Here is a 13,034-nt window from a genome sequence, read left to right as displayed (position 1 = left end):
TTATCCTCCAATAAGGTCATTACATGGTACTGAGGGATTTGGCATGGCGGAAGACGCAGCAAGTGCACTTTGTTGTTGCGTTTGACGCCAACAGGGTGGCCCGCGTGGACAGTCTACAGCGCGTTGAGCGGTATCTTCAGGTAGCGCACGCCATTGTCTTCCGGCTCGGGCAGTTTGCCCGCATTGATGTTGACCTGGATGGCGGGCAGGATCAAGGTCGGCATGTCGAGGGTGGCGTCGCGGCTGGTGCGCATGGCCACGAACTGTTCTTCCGTAATGCCGTCGCGCAAATGGATGTTGCTGGCCCGCTGTTCGGCCACCGTCACTTCCCAGCGCGCTTCGCGGCCGTTGGGCGGGTAGTCGTGGCACATGAACAGCCGCGTCTGCGGCGGCAGCGACAGCAAGCGCTGCGCGGAGCGGTACAGCAGGGCAGCGGAGCCGCCGGGGAAATCGCAGCGGGCCGAGCCCACGTCGGGCATGAACAGGGTGTCGCCGACGAACACGGCGTCGCCGATCTGGTACGCCAGGTCGGCCGGCGTGTGGCCTGGCACGTGCAGGGCGCGCACTTCCAGCTGGCCGATATGAAATACCTGGTCGGGCGCGAACAGCTGGTCGAACTGCGAGCCGTCGGCCCTGGCGCCGTCCTGGTGGTAGACGGCAGCGAACGCCTGCTGCACCGTCTGGATGGCGGCGCCGATGGCCACGTCGCCGCCCAGTTGCTGCTGCAAATAGGGCGCGGCGGACAGATGGTCGGCGTGCGCGTGGGTTTCCAGCAGCCAGCGGCACTGCAAGCCGTGTTCGCGCACGAAGGCGATCACCTTGTCGGCCGAGGCGGTCGAGGTGCGGCCTGCTTTCGGGTCGTAGTCGAGCACGGAGTCGATGATGGCGCAGTCCCGGCCATCGGCCTCGTAGACAACATAGGTGACGGTGGCGGTGGCGGGGTCGAAGAAAGCTTGGATTTGTGGAGTCATCACGGCGGCAGGGGGCGGGCAGGGAATAACATTATATCGCCAGAGTTCGTTCGAAAAATGTTGAAAATTAACATTTAACATGCGAAAAACAGATAAGCGAGAGGGCTATGCGCGCGACTACCGTGCGCACCCTGTGTCTTGCTGCGTGCTAACCTCATTCTTCCAAGGAGGAATTCATGAACGATATCACTGCACGCAGCGAACAATACCGCGGTTTTACGATTTCCGTGACCCCGCAAAAGGATAACGACGACTTATGGGATTTTACCTACCGCCTGCAGCGCGAAGGTGAACCCGAGGCGCAGGCGATCACGCGCAGCCGCACCCTGGGCGGCTATGCGGCGCCCGAGACGGCTTGCACGGCGGGCCTGGAAGTGGCCAGGACGGAAGTGGACAATTTGCTGCGCCCTTGAGCCAGCATAAATCGTTTAGCCCGAAAGTGCGCCTGGCGACGGCCGGCGCGTGAAACACGTCGCTGCCAGTCGCGCTTCATGCTACGATTTCCAGTATTGAGTCAGTCACCAAGGAGGCACCCCATGAATAGCAGTTCTAAAATTCACTATAAAGGCTGGGAAATCGTTCCCCTGGCCGTGCCCACCACCGATGGCAAATGGTCGGCCAGTTGCGACATCGAACGCGCCACGGCGGAAGGCCTGGAAGTGTTCGAAGGCTCGACCATGCAGTTCGTGCGCGACGACGAGGAGGGCGCCATTGCCGCCGCCTGCGAAGAGGCCGTGCGCCAGATCGACAATATCATCGCCAATCCGCTGGTGCGGCTGGCCTAATTTGCCCTGGTAGTATCAGTGGTATCAGTTGTATAAATCAGCCGGCGCCCGCCGGCTGTTTTTATTGCGCGTCTTGCCAGCCTGGGCTTTCATCGCCTTGTCTGCGCGTCTGTTTCATATTTCAATAAATGTTTCAAAATGAGTTTCATGAAACAATAGTGAAACGTTTTTGACGCCAAACGTGACATCGTTGTTCCGCTGCGCCACAGCGCATGGTGCGTGGCCTCATGGCCATTTGCCTGCCTTTTCACTCTGCATTCGACGGTTTCCGTCCAGACAGAAGGGTCCTGGCACGGCATTTGCAATACTGATGCTCATAGCCACTCCGTGAAACATTCGGGACCATCCGAAACCCATAAGGTGAACACATGACTCAATACTCCGCAGGTGCCGCATTCCGCAAGGCCGTCCAGGAAGAATCCCCGTTGCAAGTCGTCGGCGCCATCAACGCCAACCACGCCTTGCTGGCCAAGCGCGCCGGTTACAAGGCCATCTACCTGTCCGGCGGCGGCGTCGCGGCCGGCTCGCTGGGCTTGCCCGACCTGGGCATTTCCAGCCTGGACGACGTGCTGACCGACATCCGCCGCATCACCGACGTGTGCGACCTGCCGCTGCTGGTCGACGCCGACACGGGTTTCGGTGCATCCGCCTTCAACGTGGCGCGCACGGTGAAATCGATGATCAAGTTCGGTGCGGCCGGCCTGCACATCGAAGACCAGGTGGGCGCCAAGCGCTGCGGCCACCGTCCGGGCAAGGAAATCGTGAGCAAGGAAGAAATGGTCGACCGCATCAAGGCGGCCGTCGATGCGCGCACGGACCCGAACTTCGTCATCATGGCGCGCACCGATGCGCTGGCCGTCGATGGCATGGAAGCGGCACTGGAACGCGCCGTCGCCTGCGTCGAGGCGGGCGCCGACATGATCTTCCCGGAAGCCATCACGGACCTGGACATGTACGCCACCTTCGCCAAGGCCGTCAACGTGCCGATTCTGGCCAACATCACGGAATTCGGTTCCACGCCGCTGTTCACCCTGGACGAACTGCGCAGCGCCCACGTGGGCCTGGCGCTGTATCCGCTGTCCGCCTTCCGCGCCATGAACAAGGCGGCGGAAAACGTCTACCAGGCGCTGCGCCGCGATGGCACGCAAAAGAATGTGCTCGACACCATGCAGACGCGCATGGAGCTGTATGAATCGATCAATTACCACGACTTCGAGCAAAAGCTTGACGCGCTGTTCGCCGCGCAAAAGAAATAAACAGAAGCAGGGGCCGCATTCCGGCCCCGCAGTGATGCAAACGAGACTAGTCAATTTTTGGAGAACACAATGACCGCACCGCAAGCCGCCACTTTCAAGCCTAAAAAATCCGTCGCCCTGTCCGGCGTCACCGCCGGCAATACGGCGCTGTGCTCGGTCGGCAAGACCGGCAACGATTTGCACTATCGCGGCTATGACATCCTGGACGTGGCCGACAGCTGCGAGTTCGAGGAAATCGCCTACCTGCTGGTGCACGGCAAGCTGCCGACGTCCGCCGAACTGAAAGGCTACAAGGCCAAACTGAAATCCTTGCGCGGCTTGCCGTCGGCAGTGAAACTGGCGCTCGAAGCGCTGCCCGCCGCCGCCCACCCGATGGACGTGATGCGCACGGGCGTGTCCGTGCTGGGCTGCACCCTGCCGGAAAAAGACGACCATAACGCACCGGGCGCGCGCGATATCGCCGACCGCCTGATGGCGTCGTTCGGCTCCATGCTGCTGTATTGGTACCACTACAGCCATAACGGCAAGCGCATCGAAGTGGAAACGGACGACGATTCGATCGGCGGCCACTTCCTGCACTTGCTGCATGGCGAAAAACCGTCGGCGTCGTGGGAAAAAGCCATGCACACCTCGCTGATCCTGTACGCGGAACACGAATTCAACGCCTCGACCTTCACCAGCCGCGTGATCGCCGGCACGGGCTCGGACATCCACTCGGCCATCACGGGCGCCATCGGCGCGCTGCGCGGCCCGAAACACGGCGGCGCGAATGAAGTGGCGCTGGAAATCCAGAAACGCTACGACAACGCCGACGAAGCGGAAGCGGATATCCGCGAGCGCGTGGCCAACAAGGAAGTGGTGATCGGCTTCGGCCACCCCGTCTACACGATCTCCGACCCGCGCAACGTGGTCATCAAGGAAGTGGCCCGTTCGCTGTCGCAGGAAGCCGGTTCCACGAAAATGTTCGACATCGCCGAGCGCCTGGAATCGGTCATGTGGGAAATCAAGAACATGTTCCCGAACCTGGACTGGTTCTCGGCCGTGTCCTACCACATGATGGGCGTGCCGACGGCGATGTTCACGCCGCTGTTCGTCATTTCGCGCACCTCGGGCTGGGCCGCCCACATCATCGAACAGCGCATCGACAACAAGATCATCCGCCCGAGCGCCAACTACGTGGGCCCGGAAGACCTGGAATTCGTGCCGATCAAGGACCGCAAATAATGAGCACCACCATGAATACCTTGCACCGCAAATCCTTGCCGGGCACCCAGCTAGACTACTTCGACACGCGCGCCGCCGTCGATGCGATCCAGCCAGGCGCCTACGCCACCTTGCCCTACACCTCGCGCGTGCTGGCGGAAAACCTCGTGCGCCGCTGCGACCCGGCCACCCTGGACGCCTCGCTGAGCCAGTTCATCGAACGCCGCCGCGACCTCGATTTTCCGTGGTTCCCCGCCCGCGTCGTCTGCCATGACATCCTGGGCCAGACGGCCCTGGTCGACCTGGCCGGCTTGCGCGACGCCATCGCGGCCCAGGGCGGCGACCCGGCGCTGGTCAACCCGGTGGTGCCCACGCAGCTGGTGGTCGACCACTCGCTGGCCGTCGAATGCGGCGGTTTCGACCCCGACGCCTTCGCCAAGAACCGGGCCATCGAAGACCGCCGCAACGAAGACCGTTTCGATTTCATCGACTGGACCAAGAAGGCTTTTAAAAACGTCGACGTGATCCCGCCGGGTAACGGCATCCTGCACCAGATTAACCTCGAGCGCATGTCGCCCGTGATCCAGGTGCAGGATGGCGTGGCCTATCCCGATACCCTGGTCGGCACGGATTCGCATACGCCCATGGTTGATGCGCTGGGCGTGATTGCCATCGGCGTGGGCGGCCTGGAAGCGGAAAGCGTGATGCTGGGCCGCGCCTCGTGGATGCGTTTGCCCGACATCATCGGCGTCAAGCTGACGGGGAAACCGCAGCCCGGCATCACGGCCACGGACACGGTGCTGGCACTGACGGAGTTCCTGCGCAAGCAGAAGGTCGTCTCGTCCTACCTGGAATTCTTTGGCGAAGGCGCATCGCACCTGACCCTGGGCGACCGCGCGACGATCTCGAATATGGCGCCGGAATTCGGCGCCACGGCCGCCATGTTCTACATCGACGCGCAAACCATCAAGTATCTGAAACTGACGGGCCGCGACGACGAACTGGTGAAACTGGTGGAGCTGTACGCGAAAGAGACGGGCTTGTGGGCCGACAGCCTGGTGGATGCGCAGTACGAGCGCGTGCTGACGTTTGACCTGTCGTCCGTCGTGCGCAATATCGCCGGCCCTTCGAATCCGCACAACAGAGTGCCGACGTCGGAACTGGCCGCGCGCGGCATTTCCGGCGTGGTCGAGAACGAACCGGGCAAGATGCCGGACGGCGCCGTCATCATCGCGGCGATTACCAGCTGCACCAACACGAACAACCCGCGCAACATGATCGCCGCCGGCCTGATCGCGCGCAATGCGAACCGCCTGGGCCTCACGCGCAAACCCTGGGTGAAATCGTCGCTGGCGCCAGGCTCGAAAACCGTGGAACTGTATCTGCAGGAAGCGGGCCTGATGCCGGAGCTTGAAACATTGGGATTTGGTGTCGTGGCGTTTGCCTGCACCTCGTGCAACGGCATGTCGGGCGCGCTCGACCCCGTGATCCAGGATGAAGTGGTATCGCGCGACCTGTACGCCACGGCCGTCCTGTCGGGCAACCGCAACTTCGACGGCCGCATCCACCCGTACGCGAAACAGGCTTTCCTCGCCTCGCCGCCGCTGGTGGTGGCCTACGCGATCGCCGGCACCATCCGCTTCGATATCGAGAAGGATGTGCTGGGCCATGATGCGGATGGCAAGGCCATCATGTTGAAAGATATCTGGCCGTCGGACGAGGAAATCGACGCCATCGTCGCGTCCAGCGTCAAGCCGGAGCAGTTCCGCAAGGTGTATATCCCGATGTTTGCCGCGCAGGCGGACGACGGCATCAAGGTCAGCCCCCTGTATGACTGGCGTCCGCAGACGACGTATATCCGCCGTCCGCCGTACTGGGAAGGCGCGCTGGCTGGCGCGCGTCCGTTGAAAGGCATGCGTCCGCTGGCGGTCCTGGGCGACAACATCACGACCGACCACCTGTCGCCATCGAACGCCATCATGCTCGATAGCGCGGCCGGCGAATACCTGGCGAAGATGGGCTTGCCCGAGGAAGACTTCAATTCCTACGCCACGCACCGGGGCGACCATTTGACGGCGCAGCGCGCCACGTTCGCCAACCCGACCCTGAAGAACGAAATGGTCATCGAGGACGGCAAAGTGAAGGCGGGTTCGCTCACGCGCATCGAGCCGGAAGGCACGATCTCGCGCATGTGGGAAGCGATCGAGGTCTACATGGAGCGCAAGCAGCCATTGATCATCATCGCCGGCGCCGACTATGGCCAGGGTTCGTCGCGCGACTGGGCCGCCAAGGGCGTGCGCCTGGCCGGCGTGGAAGCCATCGTGGCCGAAGGTTTTGAACGCATCCACCGCACCAACCTGGTGGGCATGGGCGTGCTGCCGCTGGAGTTCCTGGCTGGCGTGAACCGCAAGACCCTGGGCCTGGACGGCAGCGAAACCTACGACGTCGTCGGCGAGCGCACGCCGCGCTCCACCCTGACCCTCGTCATCCACCGCAAGAACGGCGAAACGGTGCAAGTGCCCGTCACCTGCCGCCTCGATACGGCGGAAGAGGTGTCGATCTATGAGGCCGGTGGCGTGCTGCAACGGTTTGCGCAGGATTTCCTGGAGTCTTCGAAGGCAGCGTAATGCACGACTCACCCAAAGGCAATCTGGGGTCGGACCCTCAGGGTCCGACCCCGGCATTTCGCCGTTGGGTTTAATCAGTCATTCAACGCAGGAACTCTAATGACCCACACCCCCCAAATCAAAATCCCCGCCACCTACATGCGTGGCGGCACCAGCAAGGGCGTGTTCTTCCGCCTGCAGGATTTGCCCGCCAGCGCGCAAGTGCCGGGCCTGGCGCGCGATGCCTTGCTGCTGCGCGTGATCGGCAGCCCCGACCCGTACGGCAAGCAGATTGACGGCATGGGCGGCGCCACCTCGAGCACCAGCAAGACGGTGATCCTGGCGAAAAGTACCAAGCCGGAGCACGACGTCGACTACCTGTTCGGCCAGGTGTCCATCGACAAGCCGTTTGTCGACTGGAGCGGCAACTGCGGCAACCTGTCGGCCGCCGTTGGCTCGTTCGCCATTGCCAGCGGCCTGGTGGACGCCGCCCGCGTGCCGGCAAACGGCATCGCCACGGTGCGCATCTGGCAAGCCAATATCGGCAAGACCATCATCGCCCACGTCCCCATGACGGATGGCGAAGTACAGGAAACGGGCGACTTCGAGCTCGATGGCGTGACCTTCCCGGCCGCCGAAGTGAAACTGGAATTCCTCGATCCGGCCGCGGAGGAAGAGGGCGGCGGTGGCGCGATGTTCCCCACCGGCAACCTCGTCGATGACCTCGACGTGCCCGGCATCGGCGTCTTGAAAGTCACGATGATCAACGCCGGCATCCCGACCATTTTTGTCGACGCGGACGCGATCGGTTACACGGGCACGGAGCTGCAGGACGCCATCAACGGCGATCCGGTCGCGCTGGCTCGCTTCGAAACCATCCGCGCGCACGGCGCCCTGCGCATGGGTTTGATTTCCCACCTCGATGAAGCGGCGAAACGCCAGCACACGCCGAAAGTGGCGTTTGTCGCCAGGCCGGCCGGCTATGTCTCGTCCAGCGGGAAGAACGTGGAAGCGGGCGATATCGACCTGCTGGTGCGCGCCCTGTCCATGGGCAAGCTGCACCACGCCATGATGGGCACGGCCGCTGTCGCCATCGGCACGGCGGCAGCCATTCCCGGCACCCTGGTCAACCTGGCGGCCGGCGGCGGTCCCCGCAACTCGGTGCGCTTCGGCCACCCGTCCGGCACCCTGATGGTGGGCGCGGAAGCGGCGCTGGCCGATGGCGCATGGAGCGTCACCAAGGCCATCATGAGCCGCAGCGCGCGCGTGCTGATGGAAGGTGTCGTGCGCATTCCCGGCGACGCGTTTTAAGCTGCCAGGCGAAACAGGCGGATGCGCATGCAGATCAGTTGATATTTCTGCTAGCAAAGAAACTGAGCGACAAGGAAAATGGGGGGCGTCAGCCGCGATGCGCGTGAGCGTAGTGCAGGCGCTGGCCGCCTCCCACGCTTCCTGACTGGTGAACAGATGCTATTTAACTCCTACGTCTTCCTGTTTGCCTATCTGCCCATCACGGTGGCGGGCTTTTTCATCCTGGGACGGCGCAGCCAGTCATGGGGCGCCGCCTGGCTGGCCGGCGCCTCGCTGTTTTTCTATGGCTGGTGGGATTACCGCTACCTGCCGCTGCTGCTCGGCTCCATCGTCTTCAATTACGGTTGCGCCACCTTGCTTGGGCCGGGACGCATCCGCCACCGCAAGGGCCTGTTGATCGCGGCTATCGCCGCCAACCTGGGCATGCTCGCCTATTACAAGTATGCGGGTTTCTTCGTTGCCAGCCTGGCGCAATTGCTGGCGCAACCGATGCCCGTCCTGCACGTGGTGCTGCCGATCGGGATCTCGTTTTTTACGTTTACGCAGATCGCCTTCCTGGTCGATACCTACCAGGGCAAGGCGCGGGAAAGCCGCTTTGTCCACTATCTGCTGTTTGTCACGTATTTTCCGCACCTGATCGCCGGCCCTGTGCTGCACCACAAGGAGATGATGCCGCAGTTCGCCGACAAGCGGATCTTCCGGCTCTCGGCCAGGAATGTGGCCATCGGCTCGACGATTTTCATCATCGGGCTGGCGAAAAAAGTACTGGTCGCCGATAACATCGGCCCGTACGCGGCGCCCTTATTCAGCGATCCGGCCGCGCCATCGCTGCTGGCCGCCTGGGGCGGGGTACTGGCGTACGCGTTCCAGCTGTACTTCGATTTCTCCGGCTATTCCGACATGGCCATCGGCTTGTCGAGATTATTTGGCGTGCGCCTGCCGCTCAATTTCGACTCGCCCTACAAAGCGCGCAATATCGCGCAATTCTGGCGCCGCTGGCACATGACCCTGTCGCGCTTCCTGCGCGACTACCTGTATATCCCGCTGGGCGGCAAGCGCTGCGGCCCCGCGCGGCGCTACCTGAATCTGATGATCACCATGGTGCTGGGCGGCCTGTGGCATGGCGCCGGCTGGAATTTCATCGTCTGGGGCGCGCTGCATGGCGCTTACCTGGCTATCCACAAGGGCTGGGGCACGGTGGCGCGCACGCTTCACCTGCCGTCCGATACGCGTGCGGGCAATGTCGTGGCGACTTGCCTCACTTTTACCGCCGTTTGCATCGCCTGGGTTTTCTTTCGGGCTCCCGATATGGCCAGTGCCCTGACAATATTAACCGGCATGGGTGGCGGCTTCGGCATGGCCTTGCCCGATGCGCTGGCTCCCTATCTGCTGCCAGTGCAGCCCGTGCTCGCGTCGATGGGCGTGTCCTTCTATCTGGGCGGCGGCACGGCATTTGTCGAAAGCTGGACGTGGATCGCGATGGCGGCCGTGCTGGTTTTCGCCATGCCCAATACGCAGCAGATCATGCGGCGCTTCGAGCCGGCGCTGGACTTCCAGGACGGCCAGGCCGCGGCAGGGGCGGGCGGCTTGGGCGGCTTGCGCAGGCTGACCTGGCGCGCGTCGCCTGCGTGGGCAGCCGCCATCGCCGCGCTGGCGCTGGCGAGCACGCTGGCCTTGAACCGGCCCGCCGAATTCCTGTACTTTCAATTTTAGGGGACCGCCATGACACGCTCCCCATACAGGTTTTATTTGCTCACCTTGCTGCTCCTGCTGGTGTCGGGAGCCATCGTCGTTTGCGCTTTTGTGCTCATCGTCGATCCGTATGGCGTGTATGGGATCGTGCGCCGCGATCATTTCAATGCCGTCAAGCCGGGCCTGACCCGCTACCAAAGCCAGATCAAGCAGGAACATGCGCTGCGTCTGCGGCCGCAATTCATCATCCTGGGGAACTCGCGCGCCGAGATCGGATTCGACCCGCGCGCCAGCGCTCTTGCTGCGCAGGGTGCCGGCTACAACCTGGCGATACCCGGCACGGGGCTGGCCACGTCCGCCAGCCAGTTCGCGCAATTGCGCCAGGCTGGCGTCAAGCCGCGCACGGTCATCGTGGGCATGGAGTTCATCGACTTTCTCAATCCCGCCGCTGCGCCAGCCGTACGCCAAGCACCAGCGGCCGCTGCGCCCGCGCATGGCCGCGCCGACTGGCGCTTCGATGCGCTCTTTTCGCTGGCCTCCGTCAAGGATGCCGTGCACACGCTGCGCATCCAGCATGATGGCGAGGCGGCGACCATGTCGGCAGACGGCTTCAATCCCTTGCTCGACTATGGCGCCCATGTGCGCCGGGACGGCTACCACAAGATGTTCGCGCAACGGGCGCGGGAAAGCGCCGCCAACTTGGGCCGCAAATCGACGCGCGGCCTCGCCACCGAAGACTTCCAGTTGTTGCGCACCTTCTTGCTGGCGATGGCGGCCACGCAGGCCGATATCAAGCTGGTGATCTATCCGTATCACGCGCAAATGCTGGCCATGTTCGAGGATGCCGGGCTGTGGCCCTTGTTCGAAGAATGGAAAGCGCAGCTGGTGCAGGAAATTGACGCGGTCAGGGCGCGGTACCCGGACGCGCACATTTCCCTGACTGATTTCAGCGGCTATGGCGCATACAACTGCGAGCCGATACCCGCCGCCAACGAGCGGAGCAAGGCCACGCGCTGGTACTGGGAAGCGGGGCATTTCAAGAAGGCGCTGGGCGACATCGTGCTGCGGCGCGTGATGTCGCCACAGGAAACTGCGCCGGACGACGGCCAGTTCGGCATGCCGCTCGATGCTGCCAGACTGGAGGCAAACCGCGTGCGGATCGCGCAGGAACGCGGCAGCTGCGTGGCGGCGCAGCCGGGATTGTTTGCAAGGCAGCTGCTGGCTGAACAGCATGGCCATGGCGGGGGGCGCAGATGAACAGATAAGTAAAAAAGCACGGAAAACAACCACTACCGGAGGAGACATGAATTTCGCAAGTTTTTATCAACGCTCGATCGACACGCCAGACGCTTTCTGGCGCGAGGAAGCGGACAAGATCGACTGGAACACCCCGTTTTCGCAAGTGCTCGATTATTCCCGGCCGCCGTTTGCCAAATGGTTCGTCGGCGGCACGACGAATTTGTGCCACAACGCCGTTGACCGCTGGGTGGACAGCCAGGGCGATGCCGCCGCGCTGATCGCCATTTCCACCGAAACGAACACGGAGCGCAGCTACAGCTTTCGCGAGCTGCAGCGCGAAGTGGAACGCTGCGCTGCCATCTTGCTGTCGCTGGGCGTGGTCAAGGGCGACCGCGTATTGATCTATATGCCGATGATCGCCGAGGCGGCGTTTGCCATGCTCGCTTGCGCCCGTATCGGCGCCGTGCATTCCGTGGTCTTCGGCGGTTTTGCCGCCAACAGCCTGGCCAGCCGCATCGACGATGCGCAGCCAAAATTGGTGTTTTCCGCCGATGCCGGTTCGCGCAATGGCAAGGCGATCGCCTACAAGCCGCTGCTCGACGAAGCCATCCGCATCGCCGCGCACAAGCCGCGGCAGGTGCTGCTGGTCAACCGCCATCTCGTGCCGATGGAACTGACGCCGGGCCGCGACGTCGACTACGCGGCCCTGCGCGAGCAGCATCTGGACGCGCAGGTGTCCGTCACCTGGCTCGAATCGAACGAGCCGTCGTATGTGCTCTACACCTCGGGCACGACGGGCAAACCGAAGGGCGTGCAGCGCGACGTGGGCGGCTATGCGGTGGCGCTGGCGTCGTCGATGCAGTACAACTTCTGCGGCAAGCCCGGCGAAACCTTCTTTGCCACCTCGGATATCGGCTGGGTGGTGGGTCATTCCTACATCGTGTATGGCCCGCTGATCGCCGGCATGGCCACCATCCTGTACGAGGGCTTGCCCATCTGTCCCGATGCGGGCATCTGGTGGAGCATCGTCGAAAAATACAGGGTCACGCGCATGTTCTCGGCGCCGACGGCCATCCGCGTGCTGCGCAAGCACCCGGTGGAGCTGATGCGCAAGCACGACCTGTCCTCGCTGAAGGCGCTGTACCTGGCGGGCGAGCCGCTCGATGAAACCACGTCGCAATGGATCGCCGACGAACTGAAAGTGGACATCATCGACAACTACTGGCAGACGGAGACGGGCTGGCCGATTTTATCCGTGGCGAAAGGCGTGGCCGACACGCCGACGCGCCTGGGCAGCCCGGGCCTGGCCATGTACGGCTACCAGGTCAAGCTGCTCAACGAAGCGACGGGCGAGGAGTGCGGCGCCAACGAGAAGGGCGTGCTGGTGCTGGAAGGCCCGCTGCCGCCCGGGTGCATGCAGACTGTGTATGGCGACGATGCGCGCTTCGTCGACACCTACTGGTCCACCTTCGGCGGCCGGCAAGTGTATTCCACGTTCGACTGGGGCGTGCGCGATGCGGACGGCTATTACTTTATTTTGGGCCGCACGGATGACGTGATCAACGTGGCCGGCCACCGTCTGGGCACGCGCGAAATCGAGGAAAGCATCACCAGCCATCCGAACGTGTCGGAAGTGGCCGTCGTGGGCGTGGAAGACAAACTCAAAGGCCAGGTGGCGATGGCGTTCGTGATCCTGAAGGACCCGCAGGGCTTCGACAGCGTGGAAGCGAAAGCGGTGCTGGAACGCGAAGTGATGGCCGTCGTCGACCGCCAGCTGGGCGCCGTGGCGCGGCCTGCGCGCGTGCTGTTCGTGGCCCAGTTGCCGAAGACGCGTTCGGGCAAATTGCTGCGCCGCTCGATCCAGGCCATTTGCGAAGGGCGCAGCCCGGGCGATCTGACGTCGATGGATGATCCGGCCGCGCTGCAGCAGATCCAGGCAGCGCTGGCATAAGCGCCACGATGAAAGCGGTG

Annotated in this window: 10 protein-coding genes; 9 read left to right on the top strand and 1 reads right to left on the bottom strand. The window is 63.1% G+C overall.

Features of this window, described 5'->3' with window-relative positions:
• Nucleotides 1–113 precede the first annotated feature (113 nt).
• On the bottom strand, nt 114–971 hold the full coding sequence (locus AC4BCN_RS19115) for an MBL fold metallo-hydrolase (RefSeq protein WP_139089667.1): 858 nt from the start codon (nt 969–971) through the stop codon (nt 114–116).
• Between the two features lie 176 nt (nt 972–1,147).
• Here AC4BCN_RS19115 and AC4BCN_RS19110 point away from each other — a divergent pair, with 176 nt between their 5' ends.
• The 9 genes from AC4BCN_RS19110 (at nt 1,148) to AC4BCN_RS19070 (ending at nt 13,014) form a co-directional block, all read left to right on the top strand.
• A complete protein-coding gene (locus AC4BCN_RS19110) occupies nt 1,148–1,384 on the top strand; it encodes a hypothetical protein (protein ID WP_070257673.1) in 237 nt (78 codons plus the stop codon).
• Between the two features lie 123 nt (nt 1,385–1,507).
• The gene (locus AC4BCN_RS19105; RefSeq protein WP_034751890.1) at nt 1,508–1,756 is read left to right on the top strand and encodes a hypothetical protein; all 249 of its coding nucleotides are present in this window, start codon (nt 1,508–1,510) and stop codon (nt 1,754–1,756) included.
• Nucleotides 1,757–2,124: 368 nt separating this feature from the next.
• The gene (gene prpB / locus AC4BCN_RS19100; protein ID WP_128142739.1) at nt 2,125–3,012 is read left to right on the top strand and encodes a methylisocitrate lyase; all 888 of its coding nucleotides are present in this window, start codon (nt 2,125–2,127) and stop codon (nt 3,010–3,012) included.
• A 69-nt stretch (nt 3,013–3,081) separates the two neighbouring features.
• Nucleotides 3,082–4,236 carry a bifunctional 2-methylcitrate synthase/citrate synthase gene (gene prpC, locus AC4BCN_RS19095; protein ID WP_139089666.1) on the top strand — a complete coding sequence of 385 codons (1,155 nt, stop codon included), beginning with the start codon at nt 3,082–3,084 and terminating at the stop codon, nt 4,234–4,236.
• 11 nt (nt 4,237–4,247) lie between these two features.
• A complete protein-coding gene (gene acnD / locus AC4BCN_RS19090; RefSeq protein WP_490493620.1) occupies nt 4,248–6,842 on the top strand; it encodes a Fe/S-dependent 2-methylisocitrate dehydratase AcnD in 2,595 nt (864 codons plus the stop codon).
• Nucleotides 6,843–6,941: 99 nt separating this feature from the next.
• Nucleotides 6,942–8,132 carry a 2-methylaconitate cis-trans isomerase PrpF gene (prpF, locus tag AC4BCN_RS19085; protein ID WP_490491508.1) on the top strand — a complete coding sequence of 397 codons (1,191 nt, stop codon included), beginning with the start codon at nt 6,942–6,944 and terminating at the stop codon, nt 8,130–8,132.
• 156 nt (nt 8,133–8,288) lie between these two features.
• On the top strand, nt 8,289–9,845 hold the full coding sequence (locus tag AC4BCN_RS19080) for an MBOAT family O-acyltransferase (protein WP_490491507.1): 1,557 nt from the start codon (nt 8,289–8,291) through the stop codon (nt 9,843–9,845).
• Nucleotides 9,846–9,854: 9 nt separating this feature from the next.
• Nucleotides 9,855–11,081 carry a hypothetical protein gene (locus tag AC4BCN_RS19075; protein ID WP_490491506.1) on the top strand — a complete coding sequence of 409 codons (1,227 nt, stop codon included), beginning with the start codon at nt 9,855–9,857 and terminating at the stop codon, nt 11,079–11,081.
• Nucleotides 11,062–13,014, top strand: a complete 1,953-nt coding sequence (locus AC4BCN_RS19070; RefSeq protein ID WP_490491505.1) for a propionate--CoA ligase — start codon at nt 11,062–11,064, stop codon at nt 13,012–13,014. The genes AC4BCN_RS19075 and AC4BCN_RS19070 overlap by 20 nt, the downstream gene beginning before the upstream one ends.
• Nucleotides 13,015–13,034: the final 20 nt, after the last annotated feature.

Source organism: Janthinobacterium sp. Bl 1, assembly GCF_058215535.1.
The sequence above is the reverse complement of the archived record's forward strand: the minus strand, read 5'-3'. Positions and strand labels throughout refer to the sequence as shown.

What these genes read in the sequence shown, in the direction of transcription:
- AC4BCN_RS19115 (WP_139089667.1), bottom strand. Translation starts at nt 971, where the DNA reads ATGACTCCACAAATCCAAGCTTTCTTCGACCCCGCCACCGCCACCGTC.
- AC4BCN_RS19110 (WP_070257673.1), top strand. Translation starts at nt 1,148, where the DNA reads ATGAACGATATCACTGCACGCAGCGAACAATACCGCGGTTTTACGATT.
- AC4BCN_RS19105 (WP_034751890.1), top strand. Translation starts at nt 1,508, where the DNA reads ATGAATAGCAGTTCTAAAATTCACTATAAAGGCTGGGAAATCGTTCCC.
- prpB (WP_128142739.1), top strand. Translation starts at nt 2,125, where the DNA reads ATGACTCAATACTCCGCAGGTGCCGCATTCCGCAAGGCCGTCCAGGAA.
- prpC (WP_139089666.1), top strand. Translation starts at nt 3,082, where the DNA reads ATGACCGCACCGCAAGCCGCCACTTTCAAGCCTAAAAAATCCGTCGCC.
- acnD (WP_490493620.1), top strand. Translation starts at nt 4,248, where the DNA reads ATGAATACCTTGCACCGCAAATCCTTGCCGGGCACCCAGCTAGACTAC.
- prpF (WP_490491508.1), top strand. Translation starts at nt 6,942, where the DNA reads ATGACCCACACCCCCCAAATCAAAATCCCCGCCACCTACATGCGTGGC.
- AC4BCN_RS19080 (WP_490491507.1), top strand. Translation starts at nt 8,289, where the DNA reads ATGCTATTTAACTCCTACGTCTTCCTGTTTGCCTATCTGCCCATCACG.
- AC4BCN_RS19075 (WP_490491506.1), top strand. Translation starts at nt 9,855, where the DNA reads ATGACACGCTCCCCATACAGGTTTTATTTGCTCACCTTGCTGCTCCTG.
- AC4BCN_RS19070 (WP_490491505.1), top strand. Translation starts at nt 11,062, where the DNA reads ATGGCGGGGGGCGCAGATGAACAGATAAGTAAAAAAGCACGGAAAACA.